This is a genomic window from Arcobacter sp. LA11, assembly GCF_001895145.1.
Classification (GTDB): Bacteria; Campylobacterota; Campylobacteria; order Campylobacterales; family Arcobacteraceae; genus Halarcobacter.
Genome location: NZ_BDIR01000007.1, coordinates 124,976 through 148,207 on the forward strand (window position 1 = coordinate 124,976; position 23,232 = coordinate 148,207).

23 protein-coding genes are annotated in these 23,232 nt (G+C 27.4%); 7 read left to right on the forward strand and 16 right to left on the reverse strand.

The annotated features are described in order from the left end of the window. Window positions 1-106 precede the first annotated feature (106 nt). Window positions 107-607, forward strand: coding sequence for a flavodoxin (locus BT997_RS09720; RefSeq protein WP_072681628.1), 501 nt, complete (start codon window positions 107-109; stop codon window positions 605-607). On the opposite strand, the gene BT997_RS09725 is transcribed toward BT997_RS09720, so the two are convergent. Next, window positions 604-1,044: a Fur family transcriptional regulator gene (locus BT997_RS09725; RefSeq protein ID WP_072681630.1), complete on the reverse strand. Its 441-nt coding sequence runs from the start codon at window positions 1,042-1,044 to the stop codon at window positions 604-606. The two genes, BT997_RS09720 and BT997_RS09725, sit on opposite strands and share 4 nt — an antisense overlap. 180 nt (window positions 1,045-1,224) lie before the next feature. On the opposite strand from BT997_RS09725, the gene BT997_RS09730 reads away from it, so the two are divergent. Next, the gene (locus BT997_RS09730; RefSeq protein ID WP_072681633.1) at window positions 1,225-1,461 is read left to right on the forward strand and encodes a FeoA family protein; all 237 of its coding nucleotides are present in this window, start codon (window positions 1,225-1,227) and stop codon (window positions 1,459-1,461) included. Beyond that, window positions 1,449-3,572: a ferrous iron transport protein B gene (gene feoB / locus BT997_RS09735; RefSeq protein ID WP_072681635.1), complete on the forward strand. Its 2,124-nt coding sequence runs from the start codon at window positions 1,449-1,451 to the stop codon at window positions 3,570-3,572. Before BT997_RS09730 ends, feoB begins: the two co-directional genes overlap by 13 nt. Before the next feature lie 21 nt (window positions 3,573-3,593). Here the strand turns inward: feoB and BT997_RS09740 are convergent, their stop codons facing one another. Genes BT997_RS09740 through trpA form a run of 3 tightly spaced genes read right to left on the reverse strand, consistent with a single transcriptional unit; the run spans window position 3,594 to window position 5,460 of the window. Continuing rightward, a complete protein-coding gene (locus tag BT997_RS09740) occupies window positions 3,594-3,929 on the reverse strand; it encodes a hypothetical protein (RefSeq protein WP_072681638.1) in 336 nt (111 codons plus the stop codon). 50 nt (window positions 3,930-3,979) lie between these two features. Further along, a complete protein-coding gene (locus BT997_RS09745) occupies window positions 3,980-4,717 on the reverse strand; it encodes an arginyltransferase (RefSeq protein ID WP_072681640.1) in 738 nt (245 codons plus the stop codon). Between the two features lie 2 nt (window positions 4,718-4,719). Continuing rightward, entirely contained in the window at window positions 4,720-5,460 is a 741-nt protein-coding gene (gene trpA, locus BT997_RS09750) for a tryptophan synthase subunit alpha (RefSeq protein ID WP_072681642.1), read from the reverse strand. A 169-nt stretch (window positions 5,461-5,629) separates the two neighbouring features. On the opposite strand from trpA, the gene panB reads away from it, so the two are divergent. The 3 genes from panB to BT997_RS09765 are packed head-to-tail and all read left to right on the forward strand — an operon-like array spanning window position 5,630 to window position 8,528. After that, entirely contained in the window at window positions 5,630-6,439 is an 810-nt protein-coding gene (gene panB / locus BT997_RS09755) for a 3-methyl-2-oxobutanoate hydroxymethyltransferase (protein ID WP_072681644.1), read from the forward strand. Continuing rightward, on the forward strand, window positions 6,439-7,467 hold the full coding sequence (gene ruvB / locus BT997_RS09760) for a Holliday junction branch migration DNA helicase RuvB (RefSeq protein ID WP_072681646.1): 1,029 nt from the start codon (window positions 6,439-6,441) through the stop codon (window positions 7,465-7,467). The genes panB and ruvB overlap by 1 nt, the downstream gene beginning before the upstream one ends. Then, on the forward strand, window positions 7,464-8,528 hold the full coding sequence (locus BT997_RS09765; RefSeq protein WP_083568662.1) for an AI-2E family transporter: 1,065 nt from the start codon (window positions 7,464-7,466) through the stop codon (window positions 8,526-8,528). The genes ruvB and BT997_RS09765 overlap by 4 nt, the downstream gene beginning before the upstream one ends. Here the strand turns inward: BT997_RS09765 and BT997_RS09770 are convergent, their stop codons facing one another. The 6 genes from BT997_RS09770 to clpS form a co-directional block, all read right to left on the reverse strand. Continuing rightward, window positions 8,529-10,274 carry an ATP-binding protein gene (locus BT997_RS09770; RefSeq protein ID WP_072681650.1) on the reverse strand — a complete coding sequence of 582 codons (1,746 nt, stop codon included), beginning with the start codon at window positions 10,272-10,274 and terminating at the stop codon, window positions 8,529-8,531. It lies immediately after the preceding gene. A gap of 61 nt (window positions 10,275-10,335) precedes the next feature. Continuing rightward, on the reverse strand, window positions 10,336-11,079 hold the full coding sequence (locus tag BT997_RS09775) for a ferredoxin-thioredoxin reductase catalytic domain-containing protein (protein WP_072681652.1): 744 nt from the start codon (window positions 11,077-11,079) through the stop codon (window positions 10,336-10,338). A gap of 81 nt (window positions 11,080-11,160) precedes the next feature. Continuing rightward, window positions 11,161-11,829: a leucyl/phenylalanyl-tRNA--protein transferase gene (aat, locus tag BT997_RS09780; protein WP_174247226.1), complete on the reverse strand. Its 669-nt coding sequence runs from the start codon at window positions 11,827-11,829 to the stop codon at window positions 11,161-11,163. A 33-nt stretch (window positions 11,830-11,862) separates the two neighbouring features. Further along, the gene (locus tag BT997_RS15760) at window positions 11,863-12,507 is read right to left on the reverse strand and encodes a c-type cytochrome (protein ID WP_307190061.1); all 645 of its coding nucleotides are present in this window, start codon (window positions 12,505-12,507) and stop codon (window positions 11,863-11,865) included. Window positions 12,508-12,596: 89 nt separating this feature from the next. Further along, the gene (gene clpA, locus BT997_RS09790) at window positions 12,597-14,831 is read right to left on the reverse strand and encodes an ATP-dependent Clp protease ATP-binding subunit ClpA (protein WP_072681654.1); all 2,235 of its coding nucleotides are present in this window, start codon (window positions 14,829-14,831) and stop codon (window positions 12,597-12,599) included. After that, a complete protein-coding gene (gene clpS, locus BT997_RS09795; RefSeq protein ID WP_072681657.1) occupies window positions 14,832-15,131 on the reverse strand; it encodes an ATP-dependent Clp protease adapter ClpS in 300 nt (99 codons plus the stop codon). It abuts the gene before it with no gap. A 137-nt stretch (window positions 15,132-15,268) separates the two neighbouring features. Here clpS and bioD point away from each other — a divergent pair, with 137 nt between their 5' ends. Next, on the forward strand, window positions 15,269-15,889 hold the full coding sequence (gene bioD / locus BT997_RS09800; protein WP_072681660.1) for a dethiobiotin synthase: 621 nt from the start codon (window positions 15,269-15,271) through the stop codon (window positions 15,887-15,889). Window positions 15,890-15,909: 20 nt separating this feature from the next. Here bioD and BT997_RS09805 read toward each other — a convergent pair whose 3' ends face one another. The 6 genes from BT997_RS09805 to flhA all read right to left on the reverse strand — a co-directional run. Further along, a complete protein-coding gene (locus BT997_RS09805; protein WP_072681662.1) occupies window positions 15,910-16,149 on the reverse strand; it encodes a hypothetical protein in 240 nt (79 codons plus the stop codon). Next, a complete protein-coding gene (locus BT997_RS09810; protein ID WP_072681665.1) occupies window positions 16,140-17,321 on the reverse strand; it encodes an MFS transporter in 1,182 nt (393 codons plus the stop codon). Before BT997_RS09810 ends, BT997_RS09805 begins: the two co-directional genes overlap by 10 nt. Then, the gene (locus BT997_RS09815; RefSeq protein WP_072681667.1) at window positions 17,308-19,014 is read right to left on the reverse strand and encodes a molybdopterin-dependent oxidoreductase; all 1,707 of its coding nucleotides are present in this window, start codon (window positions 19,012-19,014) and stop codon (window positions 17,308-17,310) included. The genes BT997_RS09810 and BT997_RS09815 overlap by 14 nt, the downstream gene beginning before the upstream one ends. After that, window positions 19,001-19,708, reverse strand: coding sequence for an HlyD family secretion protein (locus tag BT997_RS09820; protein ID WP_072681669.1), 708 nt, complete (start codon window positions 19,706-19,708; stop codon window positions 19,001-19,003). Before BT997_RS09820 ends, BT997_RS09815 begins: the two co-directional genes overlap by 14 nt. A gap of 9 nt (window positions 19,709-19,717) precedes the next feature. Beyond that, entirely contained in the window at window positions 19,718-21,184 is a 1,467-nt protein-coding gene (locus tag BT997_RS09825) for a BatD family protein (protein ID WP_072681671.1), read from the reverse strand. Beyond that, on the reverse strand, window positions 21,184-23,232 hold a 2,049-nt coding region (flhA, locus tag BT997_RS09830), incomplete at its 5' end, for a flagellar biosynthesis protein FlhA (RefSeq protein WP_258239469.1). The genes flhA and BT997_RS09825, both read right to left, overlap by 1 nt.

Consider the following 23,232-nt stretch of genomic DNA (forward strand, 5'->3'; position numbering starts at 1 on the left):
CTTTCCTTATATTAGACATAAGTAATATATCTATATTATAATAATAACAAAAAATAGTAGAAAATCTGATATAATTATTATATAAACACAAACTAAAAGGATTAATATGAAAAATATAGCAATCTTTTATGCAAGCAGTACAGGAAAAACAAAATTTATTGCTAATGAATTATCAATACACCTAGAAGAATTAAAAGAATACAATATACAAGTAACTGGTACAGAATATATGAGAGATTATTCTAATATAATATTTGGTATTTCTACTTGGGATGGTGGTTCAATTCAAGAAGACTGGAAAGAAATTTGGGATGAGTTTTGTGAAATTGATTTTAGTAATAAAAATGTTGCTATTTTTGGACTAGGAGATCAAAAAAAATATCCAGATAAATTTGTTGCAGCAATGAAACCATTATATGATCAACTTAAAAGTGCAGGAGCAAATGTTATAGGATTTACTTCAACAGAAGATTATAACTTTAAATATTCAGATGCTATTGAGGATGGTCAATTTGTAGGATTAGTTCTTGACCTTGAAAATCAAAGTGAATTAACAACATCAAGAATAGAAGATTGGGTAAAAAGCTTAAAAAAAGACTTTATCTAGTTCTTACAGCTTTCACAAATTCCATATAATTGCATTGAATGACTAGTTATTTTAAACTTGTTTTTCTTTGCAATTCTATCTTGTCTCTTTTCAATTTCATCATCCATAAATTCTACAATTCTACCACAAAGTGTACAAATCAAATGATCATGATGTTCTTTTGTATTACTTTCATATTTTTTACCATCAGCACCAAACGTAATAGAAGTGATTAAATTAACCTCTTCTAAAAATCCTAATGCTCTGTAAACTGTTGCTATACCAATATTAGAATCAGGTTTTTTTGTTTTGATTAGATTATAAACCTCTTCCGCAGTTAGATGACCATCAGCATGTAATAAGATATTTAAAACAATTTCTCTCTGTTCTGTATATTTTAAACCTTTTTGTTTAACTATTTTTTTTAATTCATCTATTACATTTTCACTGTTAACCATTGATATAACCTTATATTAATTCTATTAAGACAATTATTGCGAAATATATATTAAAAATAAATATTAAACTATAAAATTTTATTATAATTTTATCTATTAAACTCAATTCTTTATTTTAAGTTAAGTTTATGTATTATTTCAATGATAATCATTATCACTCTACCATAAATAAGGGGTTTTATGTTTTTAAGTGAATTACAAAAAGGCGAATGTGGAAAGATTATAAAAATCAATTCAGATTCAGTATTAAAAGCAAGATTTAGTTCTTTTGGAATAACAAGAGGTTCAATTGCTTATATAATAGAACAAACTATATCAAAAAATACAATTGAAATAAGAATACAAAATACAAAAATTGCTTTAAGAATTTCAGAAGCAAAAACAATAGAAGTAGAAAAATCAGAATGCAAAATATAAGTGAAAAAAAATTAATTAAAATTGCATTGGTAGGACAACCAAATGTTGGAAAATCAATGCTTGTTAACTCTATTTCTAACTCAAGATTAAAAGTTGGAAATTTTTCTGGGGTTACAGTAGAAAAAACACAAATAGAATTTGAATATAAAGATTATTTATTTAAAATCACAGACCTACCTGGTTCTTATGCATTAAATGAATATACAATTGAAGAAAAAGTGACAAAAGATTATCTTGAAGATGCAAAATATGACATTATATTAAACGTTTTAGATTCAACAAATCTAGAAAGAAACTTATATCTTACAAGCGAACTTCTAGCACTTGACAAAAAAATGGTTTTAGCTTTAAATATGACAGACGAAGCTACAAATGAAGGAATATCAATAGATGAAAAACAACTTTCTAAGATTATTGGTAAACCTTGTATAAAAACATCTGCAAAGAATAAAACAGGTATTAAAGAATTAATAGAAACACTTATTACAAAATTTGAATCTCCTAAATTCGAATCAAAATTAATATTTTCAGATGTAATTGAAGAAGAAATTGTAAATATCACAAAATTATTAACAGACAAAAGATATAAAAGTGATGTTGATTACAGAGAAATTGCAATAAAACTTTTAAAAGAAGATAAAAAAACATTTCTAAAATTTCATGATGAACCAATATGGATAGAGTTACAACCTTTATTAAGTGAAGCTTTCGACCATATATATTTACATTTTGGAACAAAAAACTTAGAAGATATTTTTGAAGATGAAAAATTTTCTTTTGCAAAAGGAGCAGTAACAGAAACTGTAAAAAATAAAAATATTACAGAAGAAAAAACACTTACAGATAAAATTGATTCATTATTAATTCATAAATTTTTTGGCCTACCAATTTTTCTCTTTCTTATGTGGGGTCTATTTCAAATAACATTTGAATTAGGTAATATCCCTATGGATATAATCGATGCCTTTTTTGCCACTTTAATTGATAGTACAAAGGAAATCTTAGGTGATAATGAAATATCATCTGTTATTGCCGATGGAGCTATTGCTGGAGTTGGAGCAGTAGTATTATTTTTACCAAATATTGTAATACTCTTTTTAGGAATTGCCCTGCTTGAAACAACAGGTTATATGAGTAGAGTAGCTTTTCTTTTAGATGGGTTCTTTCATAAGTTTGGATTGCACGGAAAATCATTTATTCCATTAGTTACAGGATTTGGTTGTTCAGTTCCTGCGTACATGGCAGCAAGAACACTTAAAAATGATAGAGATAGATTATTAACTCTATTTATTATTGGATTTATGTCTTGTGGGGCTAGGCTTCCAATTTATGTGCTATTTACAGGTGCCTTTTTTAGCGGAGACAATGCTGGTAATATCTTATTCTTAATCTACGTAGGAGGAGCCTTACTAGGGCTTGTTGCTGCAAAAGTTCTTAAAATGACTGTATTTAAAAGTGAAGATGAACCATTTGTAATGGAGATGCCAAAATATAGATTACCCTCTACAAAACTTATCTGGCATACAGTTTCAAATCAAGCATGGATGTATCTAAAAAAAGCTGGAACATATATCTTAGCTGCATCTATTTTAATTTGGTTTGCATCAAACTATCCAAAACATTTAGAATATGAAGAACAAATAGATAGAAAAATAGAGTTTGCAACTTCAGAAGAGGAAAAATTTGAATTAAGAAGTCAATTAACTCTTTATAATTTAGAGAACTCTTATCTTGGTAAAGTTGGTAAATTTTCTGAACCTTTATTTGCTCCTTTAGGTTTTGACTGGAAAATGACTGTAGCCCTTGAAACAGGTCTAGCTGCAAAAGAAATAGTTGTATCCACATTAGGAATTCTTTATGGCTTAGGCGATGAACTTGATGAAAACAGTGAAGGATTAATTGAAAAAATTAGAAATAATATTCCATTTGCCTCAGCAATAGCATTTATTGTATTTGTTATGATTTACTTACCATGTCTTGCTGCATCAATGGTATTTGCTAGAGAAGCTGGAGGGTGGAAATATTTAGCATATTTATTTGTATTTACAACAACAACTGCTTGGGTATTATCATTCATTGCATATAATGTAACTCTATTTTTAATTACATAAGATTTTTAAAATCTTATGTAATTATTTAATTTCAAAATTCGTATCTAACTTTATATCTTGATCAATAACTTTAAACTGCCAAATTCCTTTTAATCTTCCAGATATATATCTAAAATCATAAATCGAACCATGTCCAGCAGGAATCAAAAGAGTTCTTTCTCTTGAAAGTTCTCCCTCTGGGTCAATCCATTGAACTAATATCTCTTTATCTTCATCAATTCTTTCATGAACATATTTACAAATAATTGAATTTTCATCTTCTAATATTAAACAATCTACACTGTTTTTAACTTCTTCAATTGTTTCAGAAAAACCTAAAACTACAGTAAACAATAATATATATATAACTTTATTCATATTATCTCACTTTAAAAATATATTATGGCATGATTATATCATATAAATAACTATTTGGTATATTTCTCCCAAATTGTTTTTTCATTTAATGTTGCCCTATTTTTTAAAATTTCAAAAGGACTATACGCTTCTTTATATCCCATTGAAAAATGTTCCTTAATCCAATATCCCAAATAAATATAAGGAATATTAAGCTCTTTTGCTATTTTAATTTGCGCTAAAATCGAAAATTTCCCTATAGATAAATCTTCATAATCATGGTCATAAAAACAGTATATTGAAGAAATTGAATTTTCTAAAATATCTACTAAGGCAACCCCAATTAATTTATTATCTCTTACATATAAAAATTCTTTTGTAAAATCATCCTTACCTTGAACATAAGATCTATCATATTCAACTGGCTCTATAGGAGTGTAAGGCCAATCTTTTTTCTTATTCATAAAAGAATGATATTTGTCATATAATCTTAAATGATCTAAAGTCAATGTTGGTGCTTGTATATAAAGTTTTGTATCTAAATTTTTTTTAAATACTCTTTTCTCAGAACGCGAAAATTTATAATTTTTAACATCGATTCTCATAGAAACACATTTTGTACAGGACTTACATTCAGGTACAAAATGCATCTTACCAAAACGTCGCCAACCGTGTTCAAGCATATTCTGGTAATCTTCTTTTTCACATTTATTAAGATATCGATATCTAATATCAGATGTTTCATAACTAAAATAAGAACAATCTCTATTCTCTTCTACAAACTCAACATCTCTTTCTAAAATATGCATATTTATTCGTTTATTTTTTCTTTTATTTCTTTTGCAACTGTAGTTATATTTTTTATTTTCTCATTATTTGATAAAGACTCATCAATTAAATGTTTTACAAAAGCACTACCAACAATAACACCATCCACACCTTTAGATTTCTCTTTACATGTTTTTTCATCTACTCCAAAACCAATATAAAGTGGTGTATCAGAATATTTTTTTACAGTATCAATAATAGTAGTTAAATCTTCACTTTTACCACTTCCTGTGATTCCAGCATAAGCTACCATATAGATAAACTTTTGAGCATTTGAAACAACCTGTTTAATTCTATTTTCTGTATGAGTTGGTGCAACAAAAGATATTTGAGCTTTATTATACTTTTGAAATAAAGGTTCAAGTAAATTAGCCTCTTCATTTGGTACATCTGGAATAATCATTCCATTTACACCATATTCATCAGCTTTTTGTAAAAAGTTTTCAATACCATAATTATAAAATGGATTCATATACCCCATCCACAACATATCCATTTGTGGTGCTATTTGTGAACTAACATCAAATAAATCTTTTAATTTAAAACCATTATTCAAGGCAATTTGATTTGCTTTTTCAATAACTGGCCCATCTGCTACAGGGTCAGAAAAAGGAACACCTAATTCCAAAGTATCAACACCAGCCTCTTTCATACTCAATGCTAAATCTACTGTAAAACTATTTTCTGGAATTGATGATGTGATATAACCAACTAACTTTTTCAATATAAAATCCTAATAAATATTTGATAAAGTAGTTATTTTAGCGAATTTTATCTTGTATTGAAATGAGTATATATTTAAAATATAATTTTTAAGAAAAAGGTCTAAAATAAAAAGGATAATTTCGATACAATATTTTATAATTTTAACATAAAATTTATAGGAAAAGTAAATGAGTATTATTAAAAACGATTTTGAAAAAATGAATGTAACAAAAATCAAAAACTTTAAAAACAATAAAAAATTAACTATGATTACAGCATATGATGCACTATTTGCAAAACTATTTGAAGAAATAGCTGATATGATTTTAGTTGGAGATAGTTTAAATATGAGTTTTGCAGGGAAACCTGATACTCTATCTGCTACATTAGAACAAATGATTTATCATACAAATGCGGTATGTACAGGTGCTCCAAAAGCATTTACAATTTTAGATATGCCTTTTGGAACATATATTAATAAAGATGAAGCACTTACAAATGCAATTAAAGTATATCAAAAGACAAATGCAGCTGCAATAAAAATTGAAGGAGGAGAAGATAGAGCTCATATTGTAGAGCATCTAACTTCTAATTCAATTGCAGTAATGGGACATATTGGTCTTATGCCTCAATACGTAAGAAGTGAAGGTGGATATAAAGTAAGAGGAAAAACTATTGAAGATACAGAGCAACTTGTACGCGATGCAATAGCAATTGAAAAAGCAGGTGCTTTCGCAATTGTAGTTGAAGGAGTGATGAGTGAAGCTGCTAAAAAAATCACTGAAGCTATATCTATTCCTACTATTGGGATAGGGGCAGGAAAAGTTACAGATGGTCAAGTTTTAGTATGGTCTGATATGTTAGGTTTCTTTGAAGATTTTAAACCTAAGTTTGTTAGACACTATATGAAAGGTGCCCAAGAAGTAAAAGAAGCTATAAATCAATATAGAAATGATGTACAAGAAGCATCTTTCCCTGCAAAAGAGGAAGAATACTAGTGGAAAGAGTTGTTGAAGTAGAACAAATTTCATTTGAAGAGGATAATGCAGAAGTTAGTTTAAGACCATCCTCTTGGGATGATTATATTGGTCAAGAGAAAATAAAAAGAAATTTAAAAGTTTTTATTGAAGCATCAAAAAAAAGAAATGAAGCCTTAGACCATATACTTTTCTATGGACCTCCTGGTCTTGGAAAAACAACTATTTCGTATCTTATCTCATCGGAAATGAATACAAATATTAAAATTACAGCTGGTCCAATGATTGAAAAATCAGGAGACCTAGCAGCTATTTTAACAAATCTTGAAGAAGGAGATATTCTTTTTATAGATGAGATTCATAGATTAAGCCCTGCAGTTGAAGAGATACTTTATCCAGCAATGGAAGATTATAGATTAGATATCATTATTGGTTCTGGACCTGCTGCACAAACAGTTAAAATAGACCTTCCAAGATTTACTCTAATTGGAGCGACAACAAGGGCTGGTATGCTTTCTAACCCTTTAAGAGAAAGATTTGGAATGCATTTTAGAATGCAATTTTATAACCATGAAGAATTAGCTAAAATTATTCAAATAGCATCACAAAAATTAAATAAATATTGTGAAGATGATGCTGCACAAGAAATTTCTAGAAGAAGCAGAGGAACTCCAAGAGTTGCATTAAGACTTCTAAGACGAGTTAGAGATTTTGCAGAAGTAGAAAATGAAGATACTATACAAATAAATAGATGTAAATTTGCACTTGATGAATTAGGAGTAAATGAAAGTGGTTTTGATGAAATGGATATCAATCTACTTGAACTTTTAGTTTCAAATAAAGGTAAACCAATGGGGCTTTCAACTATGGCAGCAGCGCTTAGTGAAGATGAAGGGACAATTGAAGACGCAATAGAACCATATCTTCTTGCGAATGGATTTATAGAAAGAACGGCAAGAGGAAGAGTAGCTTCAGTTAAAACTTATGAAATGTTTAGACTATCATATCCAGGAAATGAAAAACTAGATTCTGAAGGAACTCTATTTTGAAACCACAATACTTTTTAGTAGCCTTAGCAATTGTTACAATATTTTTTATGTTTCAATTATTTAGCCCTTTTTTAAAACCAATGATTGTAGCTCTTCTTTTAGCCGTTGCGACAAACTCATTAAATACATATCTAAAAAGACATATACCAAATAATTTTATAAGTTCAAGTTTAATGACGGTACTATTAACAGCAATATTTTTTATTCCTGTTTTATATTGTATTTTTTCATTTGCAACTTTAATTAATAAAATTGACCAACAAGCACTTATTAGTATCTATGAAGTAGCTAAAGAGTGGGTAGAAAATATGCCAGATGACTTTATTTTTGTAAAAGAGCAATTAAATTCAGTTTTACAAAAAATTGATATTCCAGAGTTTATTCAAAAACTTCTATCTATTGGAGCATTACTAGGAAAAAATTCTGCAAAGTTTATTATAGATATGGTAATGATTTTAGTTTTCTATTTCTTTTTTAATTTTTATTCAACAAGTCTTTCTCACTATTTCAAAGATGCTCTTCCACTTAAAAAAGAAGATTCAAATGCCTTATTCTATGAGTCATCAAATGTTATGAGTGTTGTTCTATATTCTATTTTAGCAACAGCTGTATTAGAAGGATTTTTATTTGGAGTATTTGTTAGTTTCTTTGGTTATGATGGGATCTTACTTGGTGTATTATATGGATTTGCTTCATTAGTTCCTGTAATTGGAGGACTTCTTATGTGGCTTCCTGTTGCAATATATGAAATGTTTACAGGAAGTACAGGAAATGCCCTTGCTATTGCTATTTATTCAATTGTAGTGATATCTATTATTGCAGATACCTTTATAAAACCAGTCATCATAAAATATATTAATCAAAAAGTTGTAAAAACACCTACAGATGTAAATGAACTTCTTATATTCTTTGCAATAGTAGCAGGTCTTTCAACCTTTGGTTTTTGGGGAATGATTATAGGACCAGCAATGGTTACATTTTTCATTTCTTTAGTACAATTACTTAAAAAATTTAGCAATGATTTTTATAGTATAGAACAAACTGTAGAGAATAGTAAATAGTTAATCTATATACAGCTCTATAGTAAATTCTAGCCCTCTTAATTTAGTATTATTGTATTCAAAATCTTTATTACAAACATTGATTCTTCCATTCATATGTTTTGTAATAATCTCTTCAACCATATATAAGCCAATGCCTTTCCCTTGAGATTTATGTTTTGTTGTAAAATAAGGTTCAAAAATACGATGTAGTAAACTATCTTTCATTCCTCCTGCACTATCTTTTATTATTATGATAACTTTCTTATCAGACTTAAAAGCATCAATAAAAATCATTTTTTCTTCTTTTTTAACATCAGATAAAGCATCATTTGAGTTATTTAAAATTGTTATAAAAACTTGTAAGAGTTCAGTAGAAAACCCTCTGATTTGTATATCTTCACAATTTTTTATAATTTGAACATCATAATACTTAAATTTTGAAGATATGATATTCAAGGCATTTGTTAAAAGAGTATTAATATTAAATAAAATCTTTTCATTATTAGGTTTGAAAAAATCTCTAAAATCATCAATAGTTTTAGATAAAAAACTTGATGAACGTAAAACTTCATCAATATTTTTTTCAAAACTCTCATCAGTTAATAAATTAAACTCTTTTTCCACTTTTATACCACTAGCAGCAGTAGTAATAGTTGATAATGGTTGTCTCCATTGATGAGCAATATTTTCTAACATTTCTCCCATTGATGCAAGTTTTGATTGTTGCATCATCATTTTTTCATTATAGTTCAATTTTTTTCTTAATTTAGTTTGTTCAGTAACATCATGAAAAACTAATATAGTACCTAATATATTACCTTTTTCATCTTTTATAGGAGCAGCCGAATCTTCTATGGAATAAACATTATCATTTTTACTTTTTAAGGCAGTATGATTGGCTAAACCTACTATTATACCTTCTTCTAAAACTCTTTTTACAGGAGTATCTACTTTTTCTTTTGTTTGTTCATTGAAGATATCAAAAACTTCATCTAAATATTTTCCTTTGGCTTCTTCTAATGAGTACTCTGTTAATTTTTGTGCGATAGGATTTAAAAATAGAATATAACCTTTTTCATCAGTTGTTATTACTGCATCACCAATAGAATAAAGTGTAATTTCAGCTCTTTTCTTCTCTTCATATAATTCAGCTTCATATTTCATTTTGTTAAGTTTTGTAAAATATAACACTACAAAAACAATACTATTTAAAAGGAAAAAAAGAATTAATATAAATTTAAAGTATTGTTCTCTATCTTGTAATTCTTGTGAAATTCTTTTATCTATATGTCTATTTAATTCATCAACCAATAAAATCATAGAATTAAATTCTTTGTCAAATATTTGATCAGAATCACTTCCTATTCCATTCTCAAGGACATTATTCCAACGTTTATTTGCAAGTTCATAAAAATTGTTAGCTTTTTCTTTTATTTTTTTTAGATTTGTATAAAAAAATAAATCTTCATCTGATTTCAATACATTTTTTGAATTATCAATATATACAAAGAACTCTTTATGTTTAAATTTTAACATGACATCATTTTCTAAATCTATATATTTATCGCCAGCAATAGCCTCTTCAAACCACAAATGACCTGTAGAAATATCACTTTTAAAAGTTTGTATTTGTGATTTTAGAGGAAGATATTTATTCATTGCATTATTCCAATTTAAATGCGTTGTCAATATTAATATTAAATCAATAATAAATATTGACAATGTAGTCAAAATTGGAATATTATTTTTAATTTTTGGAGACATAATAAGTCCTTCTTAAAAACATATTATACTCTAAAGAATCATAAATAATCACAAACTGTATTTATTCTCCAGATATAATTTCACCTTGGTAAGTTATAATTCCATAATCTAAATTTGCTACAGATTTAAATCCCATATCTAGCATAATTCTTTGACAATATGCACTTCTACTACCACTGTGACAATATACAACTACAGGAACCTCTTTCTTATCTTGAATTCTTTCTAGAGCTTGATAAAATGATGTTGTAGGAATCAAATAATCAGTACCTTTAATTCTATGTCCTACCCACTCCATCCACTCTCTTGTATCTACTAAATTGAAATTTACAAAACCTAATTCTCTTGCTTCTAATAAAGATTCAACTTCATGTCCACTTATTTGCTCTTTAGTTAAAATTGCTTCACACTCGTCTTTTTTAAGACCTTTAGAATGAACAATCTCTTCTTCAATTAATTGTGCTTTCTCTTCAATTGATTTTGCATACTCTGGTGTACAAAAAATTCCACAATGACAATGCCCCTGCGCTGGTATCTCTTCTTCTAGAGCAGGAGTACAAGGACAAAGTCTATTATCTGCTTTATCTTTTTCTTCTTGTGTATTACCTACAACCATAAAACAGGGACAATACCTTTTATCATATATAAGTTTATTTCTTGTAAGTCCCATTTGAATTGATTCATTTACATCAGCTTCTGGATTATAAACAAATCCATGCTCTTCACATACTTTATCTGTAAATTGTTTTGTTAATTCAAATACTGTTTGAAATTCATCACTTTCTATATCTAATTTTTTAATCATTTTTACTTCCTAACTATTTAAAAACGTAAAATAACATATCTCACATTAGGATATGCTATTATAAAAAACTAGGATTAAATATTAAAAGTTTTTAGGATTTTCTTTAGATTCGCAGACTAGATTCAAAAACTCTTCTCTTGGAATTTTTTTGGCTCCTAAGGACTCTAAATGAGGAGTTGGAATTTGACAATCAATCATCTTAAAACCATTTGATTTAAGTCTTTGTACTAAATAATATAAAGCTACTTTTGAGGCATCATTTTTCTTTGAAAACATAGACTCGCCGCAAAATATATTACCTATGTTTATACCATACCCACCACCAACTAACTCTCCATTAAAATAAGCTTCAAAAGAGTGTGCAAATTTCATTTCATATAATTTTGTATATGCTTCAATTATTTCAGGTAAAATCCAAGTGCCATTTTGTCCTTCTCTATTTATTTTTGAACATTCAATCATTACTTGTTTAAAATTACTATCAAACTTAATCTCAAAAATATTTTTATCAATTGTTTTTTTTAAGGATTTTGATACTTTAAATTCATTTAAATTTAAAATCATACGTGGATTTGGACTCCACCATAAAATAGGATCAGTTTTATTATACCATGGAAAAATTCCATTTAAATATGCTTTAAGAAGTCTAGTTGTAGACAAATCCCCACCATAGGCTAAAATACCTTCATCACAGGCATATAAAGGATTTGGAAAAGAGTATGAATACTTATCTAAAGGTAATATATTCATAATATTTATATAAAGGGAAAAGTTCCCTTTATATTAAAGTGAAGATATAAATGCACCTAATGCATCAACTTCTTCATCACTTAAATTAGCTACTTGGCTTTTCATAACACCTTTCATTGGTCCACCATAAGATCCATCTTTGTAACCTTTTAGTGCCGCAACAGTTTTAGATGCTTCCCAACCTTTAATAACTTTTGATTTACCTAATGCAGCTTTTTCACCATTTTGACCATGACAGCCTGCACATTTTAAATATAAACCTTTTCCTTTTGCAGCATCAGCAGTACTATCTTTTGCTTCCGTTTTAGTAGCAACGATAGTATTAATACTTTCTTCAATCTTATCTTTTGTTTCAACTGCTTTTTCAGTCATTACTTTAGTAACTTCTTCTGTTTTTGCAACAACTTTTTCACTTACACTTTTTACAGCCTCTGTTCCAATTTCAGCAACTTTTTTTGATTCTTCAGCAATTTTAGTTGCAACAGTAGAAGTTGATTCTTTAACTTGATCAACTAGTTTTTCTTCTGGAGTTTTTGCCATTTCTACTTTTGGCTCAACTTTTTTTACTTCTTCAACTTTTGCTTCAACAACTGGTTTTGTTTCTGCAGCTTTTTTGTCTTCCCCACATCCAGTTAATAGTGCGATAGCTACAACTGAACTTAATAAAATTTTTTTCATCTAATACATCCTTGCGTAAAATAATTGCGAATTTTACTTTTTTTGACTTAAAAAGTAATTAAGTTATTATTTTAATATAAAAAAGTGAATTATTTGTGTTCTAATGGTTTGTATTCAAATACAAATTCATCTTTCACAAAATCAATTTTAACACTTCCACCTTTTTTAAGTTTACCGAATAAAATTTCATCAGTTAAAACATTTTTAATTTTATCTGAAATAACTCTACCAAGAGGTCTTGCACCCATAGCTTTATCATAACCTAGTATTGCCAATTCTTTTTTAGCTCTATTAGTAATACTAATACTGATTTTTTTACTTTCTAACTGTTTTTCTAAGTCTTCAACAAATTTACCTGCTACTTTTGTAACAACATCAATACTTAAAGAATCAAAACTAACCATAGCATCAAGTCTATTTCTAAACTCAGGAGCAAAAAATTTATTTACTGCTTTGTTTTCATTTAAAGAATCATCTTTAGCAAATCCCATTACATTTGCTTCACTTGCACCAAGATTAGATGTCATAACTAAAACTACATTTTGAAAATCTGCTTTATTACCACTATTGTCAGTAAGTTCCGCATTATCCATAACTTGAAGTAAAATTGACATTAAATCAGGATGAGCTTTTTCAATCTCATCAAGTAAAAGTACACAATGAGGATGTTTTCTAATAGCTTCTGTTAAAAGTCCACCATTTTCAAATCCAACATATCCAGCTGGTGCTCCAATAAGTCTTGAAATGGTATGAGCTTCCATATATTCACTCATATCAAATCTTTCAAAATGAATACCTAATTGATTTGATAACTCTTTTGCAACTTCTGTTTTACCAACACCAGTAGGTCCTGTAAAAAGAAAACTTCCAATAGGTTTTTTATCAATATTTAATCCAGCTTTATTTCTTTTTATTGATTGAACAATAGTAGAAATTGCTTCATCTTGTCCAAATACTCTTTTTTGCATATTCTTTTCAAGATTTTTTAGTAAAGAAATATCAGATCTAGTTGCAGATTTAGAAGGAATATGTGCCATTTTAGCAACTGTATCTTCAACATCTTTTTGTAAAATTTTTATATTCTTTTTATTTAATGTAGCATACTCTATTTTCTTTGAAGCTCCAACCTCATCAATAACATCAATTGCACTATCTGGTAAGAATCTATCTGTTATGTATTTTTTGCTAAGTTCAACTGCCATTTCAATAGAATTTTTATTATATTTAACTCCGTGAAACTCTTCATATTTAGACTTTAAACCTTCTAAAATAGTTACTGTATCTTCAATTGAAGGCTCATCTATATCTACTTTTGCAAATCTTCTACTTAGTGCTTTATCTTTAGAAAAATCATTTCTAAATTCAGAAAAAGTTGTAGCTCCTATACATCTAAGTTTACCATTTGCAAGCATTGGTTTTAAAATATTCGAAGCATCCATAGCGCTTCCACTGACACTTCCAGCTCCTACTATTGTGTGTATCTCATCTATAAATAAAATAGAATTTGGAATTTTAATTATCTCTTTTAAAAGTGCTTTTAATTTCTTTTCAAAATCCCCTCTATATTTTGTTCCTGCTAACATAGAGCCCATGTCTAAAGAGAATACTTTTGCTCCTTCTAAAAATTCAGGAACTCTTTTATTTGCAATTTCTAAAGCTAAACCTTCAGCAATTGCAGTTTTTCCAACACCAGGTTCACCCACTAAAATAGGATTATTTTTCTTTCTTCTACTTAAAATCTGAACTACTCTACTTATCTCTTTTTCTCTTCCAATAACAGGATCAATTTCACCTTTTAAAGCTAAAGAAACTAATTCAGTAGAATTCTTATCTAATACTTTTGTTTCTTTATTCTCATCATTATTTGTAGTTGCTTCATTTTCAAACTCATCTTCGTCATCTTCTTTATGCGAAATTTCTTCTAAAATATCAACTCTTTCAACTCCAGCTGATTTTAAAAGAAATGTTGCATAAGATTTTTCATCTTTTAAAATTGCTACAAACATATCTTCTACACTTGCATTGCCTCTTCCGCTAGTTTGCGTAGTTGCAACCATATTCTCAATTGTAGAAGTTAAAGTGACTGTTTCAATTGGCTCATCTTGAACATCTTCAGGATAAACAGGTGTATTTTCATCAATATGTTTTTTAATATCATTAAAAAGTTTATTTTGATCTAATCCTAAATCTACAAATAAGCTTTCAATAACTTCATCATGAATCAGCATTAAAAATATATGTTCAATTGTTAAATATTCATGTCTACTTTTTTTTGCATAATTTACAGCTTGTGCAAATATATTTCTTAATTCTTTACTTATCATCTATTCTTCTTCCATCATAGCTTTTAAAGGAAAGCCTTTTTCTCTTGCTAATGTTTTTACTTGTGTTACTTTTGTTGAGGCAATTTCATGAGTATAAATACCACATATTGCTTTTCCATTATTATGAATATTAAGCATTATTTGCGTCGCTTGGTCTACATTTTTTCTAAATACCTTTGTTAAGATGTCTATAACAAAATCCATTGTTGAATAATCATCATTCAATAAAAAAACTTTATATTTTTTTGGTTCAGATACCTCTAAATCACTATCTAACTCAATCTCTAATTCATTAGCCACTATATGCCTTTATAATTTATTATGTATATATTATAACAAAAAAGTACTAACATTAGTAAAAGATAATGTTTATTAAATAATTTAAAGATTTTTTTAGATTTAGATATAATACAAAATTAAAAAACTAAGAGATATTTATGAACAATACAAAGAATATATTTATAACTGCTACAAATACAGACATTGGCAAAACTTATGCAAGTGAACTTTTTTTAAAATATTATGCAAATAAAGGTTTAAAAGTTGGTTACTATAAACCTATTGAAACAGGCGTTATAGATTTACCAATTGATGGAAATAAAATGTTAAATCTAGTAAAAGAATTAAATCCAAATTTTGATGTTTCAATAAATGATGTTGTACCATATCAATTTGAACTTCCAGCTGCTCCATATGTAGCAAAAAAAGATTTGAAGATAGATATAAATTTAATCATTGAGAAAAAAAAATATTTAGAATCACTGTGTGATATATTAATTATTGAAGGTGCTGGAGGATTATTAGTTCCTATTGAAAAAGATTTTTTCATTATAGATTTAATCAAAAAACTTAAAACTAAGGCAATATTAATTTGTCCTTCTAGATTAGGTAGTATTAATGATTCTTTATTATCACAAGAAGCTTTAAAAAATAGAAAAATAGATTTTGATTGGTATATAAATTTATATGAAGACAAAGAAAGTTTTGAAGAAGTTACTTTACCTTTCTATAAAGATTATTTTAAAACAATAAATTTTTTAGATGATTTAAAAGACTAATTTAAAATATATTTTATATTTTATATTTTAAATTCTAATTCGATTTCTTTAGCTTTTACAATTCCCATCATTGTTAGATAATCATCTAAAACTAATTGTTCTTTTCTTAGCTCTTTTAAGTACTTTTTTCCCTCTTTTAATGTAAATACCTTGGTATTATCCATTTTTTTTATAACATCAGTTAAAGTTTCATCTTCTTCTTTTTTATAAATTGCAAGAACTAAAACTTTTTTATTTATATTCATACTTTCTATATCCATTCTTTAATCCTTTTATAATATATTGCAACAGCAAAAAATGCACATCCTATTATAATAGTTATTAGCTCTAAACTAATTAAATCAGCCATTATTCCAATAAAAAATGTTGTAATTACGTTTGATAACATAAATATCATATCATTATATGATATAACCCGTCCTAAATATTTTTGTTCAACTTTTTCTTGTAATAGAGCATAAGTATATGACCAAATCGTTGTAGTCATAAAACCTGTAAAAAAGACAGCTACTAAAGCAATATAAAAATTAAACTGTAATAGTCCCCAAGCAACAATTGCAATACCCTGAAAAAGCAATATATAAGTTAGCGTCTCTTTATTAACCTTATTTGTGATAAATAAAGGTCCTACCATCAAAGCAACCGCTCTAAAGGCATTTGTAATACCAATTGATAAAGGAACAGCAATAATATATTTATATTCATTTTTAGCTAAAAGTGTGACTAAAGTATCAAAAGCAGTAAGTCCAACAGAAGAGTGAAGTAAAATTAGATGTAAAACTATTTTATTGTTTTTCAGATAAATAAATCCATCTTTTATCATAGTTGATATTTTTTCTTTAGTATGAATAATATCAATTTTAAACTCTATATTTAAAAATAAAATTATTGCACTTAAGAAAAATAATGCATCAATCATAATTGCAGTTTTAATTCCAAATGAGTTAACTACTATCCCACCTACTCCCATTCCTGCTGCATATGTAAAAGACCAAATAATAGAATGGATTTCATTTGCTTTTTGTAATACTTTTCCTGATACAAGTTTAGGAAGAAGTGACATTTCAGTTGAAAAAAACATCGAAGCACTACCCATTCTAATAAAAATAAAAATCATCAATAACCAAAGTTCACTTTTATCGTCTATTGTTAAAAAAAGTAAAGTCATAATCAATTCAGTTGTAAGAAGAGTTAACATTAATGATTTAATCTTAAATCTATCTATAATAGCACCTGAAAGTGGTGCAATAACAATTGCAGGGATAAGATGCATAGCTACAACAACAGAAATGGCAAAGGAAGAAGAACCAAAATTTACTAGCATAGTATATATTGCAACATTTGAAAACCATGCCCCAAAATATGCAATAAATTGTAATAAAGAGAGTTGTCTTATTACAGGATATTTAGTTAATAATTCACGATAATTCAATAGAAACTAAAACCTCTTGAAAAATTGCAGAGAAAGCTTCTTCATCACTTTTATGAGGAGTAACATAGTTTGCATATTTGTTTCCAGCATACGCAACAACACAATCATTTTTTATATCTTCACTAAGTTTTACAATAAAATTTGCTTTTCCATGAATTGAACTTACAGTAACGCTGTCTGCATCTTTAAAATCACAACTTGGGTTCATATATAAATAATCATTTTCTTTAAACTGAGAGTTTAAAGAATCTTTTCTCTTTGAAGTTAAAAAATAGTATTGATTTTCTTCTTTTTCTTCATATAAGTTTTCAACTTCTAACTCTTCTAAAAATTCAAAACTATCTAAAAAAGAATAGTCTTCTCTTTTTTTATTAAGGTAATAATTTATAGCTTCATCTTCTGAAACTAATCCAGTAAAGCCAAATCTATCAAACATATATTTTGTAAACTCATATTCAGAAATACTATTATTTTGTTTTTCTTCAATTGCCTCTGAAACTGCTATATATTCATGTCCATAAGATATTCTAACATCTCTTTTTGCTTTAAAATTAGAAGATGGAATAATAATATCAGCATATTCACAAGTATCATTAAAAGTTGTTCCAAAGTAAATTACAAAACTCTTTTTTAATCCATCAATTAACTTTTGAGTATTTGGAGAACTTACAACTGGATTTGCACCTTGAATAAATACTAACTCATATAAAGCAAAATCTACTTCTGGTAAATCAACTTTTTTCTTTGGCTTTGAAATAAATGGAGACTCATAACCATATCCAGAATCAGATAAATACCAAACTCCACCTTTATCTTTATTATGTAAACCAATATATGCAGCAAAAGAATCAATTGCACGCATTATATTTACTCCTTCATAATATTTTTGTACACCAAGGCCTAACATTAAAGATACTGATTTACCTTTTATTAGTTCAAAAAGTTTAGTTGCGTCGCTTAAAGATATTCCTGTTGTTTTTTCATATGATACTAAAGGTCTTGATTTAGCTAAATCAAAAAACCAGTCAGCACCTTCACCATACTCTTCAATAAACTCTTCATCTTCCATATCTTCCATATATGCAAATCTTGTAAGAAGAAGTGCTAATTCATGGTCAGTTTTTGGATTGATTTGTAAATGAAGCTCACTTTTTTTAGCAATTGGAGTAGATATTGGATCAATAGTAATAAAAGTTTTATCTTTTACTAAATTATACATATGTGGAGAAGTTACTGAAAAATTTCTACCCCATACAATAATTACATCAGAATCAATAAGTTTAGCAATTGGAGGATTTACACATTTTCCACGTCCAAGGGCTAAACCTTCTTCCCCTGCACCTTCACATAAACTCCCTCTTGTAAAAACTGAACCATATTCTGAAAAAAAGCTTTTAGGTGAACTTTGCATAACTCCAAGGTTTCCAGACCCTTTATAATAAAGTGTTTTTGAAGCATCTGTATCTTTTAATTTTTGAACTAAAACTTCAAGAGCATTATTCAAAGTAGCTTTCTCTTTGTTAATATAAGCATTTTCTAAATAATTTTCTTTTAATAAACTCGCAAAATTCAAACAAAGTTTTGATTTTGTAGTTGGATGATTTTCATTACCTTTTATTTTATCATCATTTAAAACTGCTTCACAGGCATCAAAACAGTCTAATGGACAAGCTACAGTATTATTTAAATTCAATTTTAACTAACCTTGAAAATGTTTTTGGATTTTTAATTATAATCTCTGCTTTATAAGAAGATATATGTTTTGAATCAGCTACATTATAAATTTTATCTATTTTTAAATCTGTTTTTTCATCATTTAAATATATTGTTTTATCTTTAACTTTTTCAACATCAGATATTGGAATAAAAATTTCTAGTTTTCCTTTACTTAAATCCTTTGATTCATAAAGGAGTGTTCCAGGGTTTACATAATCACCCTTTTTAACTGCTATATTAAAAATATAGTTACTCTTCTCAACTAGTTTTTTATTTTTTATACTATCTTTTAAGTTAGCTATTTTTACTAAAATATCTGCTTTTGTAGTTTCAAAAGTAATTACTTTTAATTTTTGATTATCTTTTTCAAAACCTGATTTTGAAGATACTTTTAAAAGTCTAGCATAATTTTTATCTTCTATTTTCATCATATTGTTAATAGCTTTTAATTTATTATTTGATTGTTGTAAATCAATTCTATCCACATATGAATCTATTTCTATAATTTTTGAATTATTAGCTTTATAACCTTCTATTTTATCATTTGTATAGATTACTTTACCATTTACTGAAGATTTAACCATATAACTATTAATAGGTTCTAATTTTGCATAAAACTCATAAGCAAAACTTGAACTCAAAAAAACTAACACTACTAATAAATATCTCATAATAACCTCTTAAATTTTTATCTCTTTTAAAACTTCAATAATCTCTTTCTTTAAAATTTTAAAATCTTTTTCACTTTCACATTGATATATTAATTCATCTAAAATAGTATTTGATTTTATATAAGGAATTAATAACTTCATTAATTCTTGTTTAGTACTTGTTTTCTTAACAAGTTTTATTAAAGGAATATCATCATTTCTTTTTTTAGATTTCAAAATCTTAACATAAGAATATAAACCAATTATTAATAATGTAACTATTATTCCTAAGATAAAAAAAGTAAGTTTTTCTTGAAAACTACTCTCTTTTTTTATAATAACTTCTTTTTTTGTTTCAATTTCTTTTTCAGCTTTTTCTAAAACTACTTTTTTCTCTTTAAAATCTTCTACTTCTATTTTATAAGATTTAGTTTTTTTCTCAACTATTTTCTTGTCTTTTTTATTAAAATATTTAAAACTTATACTAGGTATCTCTATTGACTTGTTTGGAACAATAGAATAAACTTTTGAATAAGTTCCTTCATAACCTTTTGAAGAATATTTAGTTTTTATCTCTGGCTTATTATCATAGATTGTTGCTTCATCAATATTTAATTTTATATCTTGAATATCATCAAAATTCCCAACTCCATTAATATCAACTTTAAAAGATATAGATTCACCTTGTTTAACTTTTGTTTTGTTTATATTAGTTTCAATATCAAATTCACCAATTAAATTTATATCTTTTGGTAACTCTTTAACATTTAACTTTAATTCATTTGAATAAACTTTTACTACTTTTGGAATTGCACTAAAAAATCCAAAAGTATTAGAAGAAGAGTTTGTATCAACTAATTGAACATCAACTCTTAAAGAATCAATAGTTAACTCTCCACTTTTTTGAGGGAAAAGCAAGAACTCTAGTTCTTGAACTATAAAGCCATTTTCTTCATAACGTCTATTACCATTTGTAATCTTTTTATACCAAAAGTTTTCAAAATGAGGTTGCTCAAAACCTAAATTGGTAATTTGAAGGCCTCTTCTATATTTAAATACTAGTTTTACTAATAAATCTTCACCAACATATAAAGATGTCTTTGAAGGCTTTAAACTTAAATCAAATTTTGAAGAAGTTGTTTTCGTAACTTTTTGTACAGTAACTCTTTTCTCATTTGATTTAACTTCTTTTCCATTTATCATAAATGTAAAACTAGGAATAGTAAAATCATCAGTAGGAGCTATTTTATAAGTTTTACTATACTTCTCATCATAATTACCATTGATAATTTGTAATGACCTTGAAGTACCCAAATCTTCAACCAAATATCTATCTATCTTTTCAATTTTTGGAAAATCAATTGAACTACCTATTGCCTCATATTTAAATATATAAGATTCTCCTTTTACAAAAGAATCTGGTGCTTGCATATTAAGATCTGCAAATAAATAAATATTAAAAAAAATACATATAAATAAAAATCTAACTTGTTTCATTAAAACTCTAACGTACCTTCAATTGCAAAATTTGCTTTTGAATCTAATTCTGCATGGGATAATACCGCAACCTGTAATCCAAACTTTTCATAGATTTCTGAAACTCTTTTTCTAAGTAATGGATCAACAACCATTGCAACTTTACTAAAACCTTTCGCTTCTACTTGCTCTAACAACTCTTTTGTTTTTGTAACTAAGTTATTGATTTCTGCAATAGAAAGCATAAGCTGTGAGACTCCATGTTGTTCTTGAAGTTTACCTATAAATTGTTGCTCAATTTCTGGTTTCATAGTAATAATATGTAAAGTGCCATCAGTATCTTTAAACCTATCAGTTATAAGTCTAAATAATTTACTTCTAACATGTTCAAGCAATATATCAGGTGCTTTTGTAAACTCTGCAATATCTGCAATTGCTTCAACAATTGTCAACATATCAACAATTGGTATTTTTTCATGAAGTAAATCTTTACATACTTTTAATAATGCCCCATAAGATGTAACTTTCATAGCTTCATCTACTACAATAGGGAAATCTTTTTTAAGACTATCAACAATATCAACAATATCTTGTCTAGTAATAATATCTTCAGCATGCTTTTTTATTACTTCAGAGATATGTGTAGAAATAATTGTAGGAGCATCTACAACAGTGAAACCTTTCATTAAAGCATCTTCTTTTTGTTCTTCATCAATCCAAGTTGCAGGAAGACTAAATACAGGTTCTTTTACATGAAGACCTTTTAGCTTCTCATTTCCTACACCACCCATTGCAAGCAGTTTATTTATTTCTACTCTACCTTTTACTAATGGAATTCTTTTTAAATAAAACTCATATTCATTTGGTGAAAGGCTTGTATTATCTGAAATTCTAATTTGAGGGATTACAAAACCAAGCTCCGTAGCTATTGTTTTTCTTATAGCTTTAATTTTATCTAAAAGTTCAGAATCACCTTGAACAAGCTGAAGAAGCCTAATTCCAAGTTTAAGTTCAAGAACTTCAAGTTTCATAATATTCTCCATAACTTGTTTTTCATCTGGAGCAGCAGCTTGTTTTTTCTTATCTTTCAATGTATCTATACTATCACTTGGATCAATAGCAGATTTTTGGATTTCTGGTTTAAGAAATCTAGTAACAGCATTATCTCTATTCTCTTCAACCATATAAACTGCATAACCAATTGCAACTAAAAATACTCCCATAATCATTAAAATACCTGTAGGAAAACCTGGAACTAATCCAAATAAAACTAAACCTAATCCCACTAAAATAAGAGACTTTGAATCTTTTACTAATTGTGCAACTGCATTATTTGCAAACTTCTCTTCATCCATATTTGAACGTGTAATAATAATAGCAGTAGCAGTTGATAATATAAGTGCTGGTATTTGAGCAACAAGTCCATCACCAATTGTTAAAATTGTATAAATTTCACCACTTTGGGCAACTGTCATATCATGTTGAAATAATCCAATTAAAAGTCCACCAACTAAATTTACAAGGGTTATAATAATACCAGCAACAGCATCACCTTTTACAAACTTAGATGATCCATCCATTGCACCATAAAAGTTTGCTTCAGATATTAATTCTTTTCTTCTTACTTGAGCTTCTTTATCATCAATAAATCCAGCATTTAAATCAGCATCAATAGCCATTTGTTTACCAGGCATAGAATCAAGTGTAAATCTTGCCGTAACCTCAGCAACCCTTGTAGCACCCTTTGTAACAACCATAAAATTAATAAGTACAAGAATAATAAATACAATAATACCAATTACCATATTTCCACCAACAACAAAATCTCCAAAAGCAGAAATTATAGAACTTACAGCATCTGGACCATTATGTCCTTCACTTAAAATAGACCGTGTTGTTGCAATATTTAAGGATAGTCTAAATAGTGCTAATACAAGAATTATTGTAGGGAAAGTTGTTAAATCTGCTGGTTTTTGAATATATAAAGATATTAATAAAATAAGTAAAGATAAAGACAAAGATATAATCAAAAAGAAATCTAGGGCACCCTTTGGTAAAGGAATAATAAT

Bases quoted from the DNA above. Each gene is read 5' to 3' on its own strand.
- BT997_RS09720 (WP_072681628.1), top strand. From the start codon at position 107: ATGAAAAATATAGCAATCTTTTATGCAAGCAGTACAGGAAAAACAAAA.
- BT997_RS09725 (WP_072681630.1), bottom strand. From the start codon at position 1,044: ATGGTTAACAGTGAAAATGTAATAGATGAATTAAAAAAAATAGTTAAA.
- BT997_RS09730 (WP_072681633.1), top strand. From the start codon at position 1,225: ATGTTTTTAAGTGAATTACAAAAAGGCGAATGTGGAAAGATTATAAAA.
- feoB (WP_072681635.1), top strand. From the start codon at position 1,449: ATGCAAAATATAAGTGAAAAAAAATTAATTAAAATTGCATTGGTAGGA.
- BT997_RS09740 (WP_072681638.1), bottom strand. From the start codon at position 3,929: ATGAATAAAGTTATATATATATTATTGTTTACTGTAGTTTTAGGTTTT.
- BT997_RS09745 (WP_072681640.1), bottom strand. From the start codon at position 4,717: ATGCATATTTTAGAAAGAGATGTTGAGTTTGTAGAAGAGAATAGAGAT.
- panB (WP_072681644.1), top strand. From the start codon at position 5,630: ATGAGTATTATTAAAAACGATTTTGAAAAAATGAATGTAACAAAAATC.
- BT997_RS09770 (WP_072681650.1), bottom strand. From the start codon at position 10,274: ATGTCTCCAAAAATTAAAAATAATATTCCAATTTTGACTACATTGTCA.
- BT997_RS09775 (WP_072681652.1), bottom strand. From the start codon at position 11,079: ATGATTAAAAAATTAGATATAGAAAGTGATGAATTTCAAACAGTATTT.
- aat (WP_174247226.1), bottom strand. From the start codon at position 11,829: ATGAATATATTACCTTTAGATAAGTATTCATACTCTTTTCCAAATCCT.
- BT997_RS15760 (WP_307190061.1), bottom strand. From the start codon at position 12,507: ATGAAAAAAATTTTATTAAGTTCAGTTGTAGCTATCGCACTATTAACT.
- clpA (WP_072681654.1), bottom strand. From the start codon at position 14,831: ATGATAAGTAAAGAATTAAGAAATATATTTGCACAAGCTGTAAATTAT.
- bioD (WP_072681660.1), top strand. From the start codon at position 15,269: ATGAACAATACAAAGAATATATTTATAACTGCTACAAATACAGACATT.
- BT997_RS09805 (WP_072681662.1), bottom strand. From the start codon at position 16,149: ATGGATATAGAAAGTATGAATATAAATAAAAAAGTTTTAGTTCTTGCA.
- BT997_RS09820 (WP_072681669.1), bottom strand. From the start codon at position 19,708: ATGAGATATTTATTAGTAGTGTTAGTTTTTTTGAGTTCAAGTTTTGCT.
- BT997_RS09825 (WP_072681671.1), bottom strand. From the start codon at position 21,184: ATGAAACAAGTTAGATTTTTATTTATATGTATTTTTTTTAATATTTAT.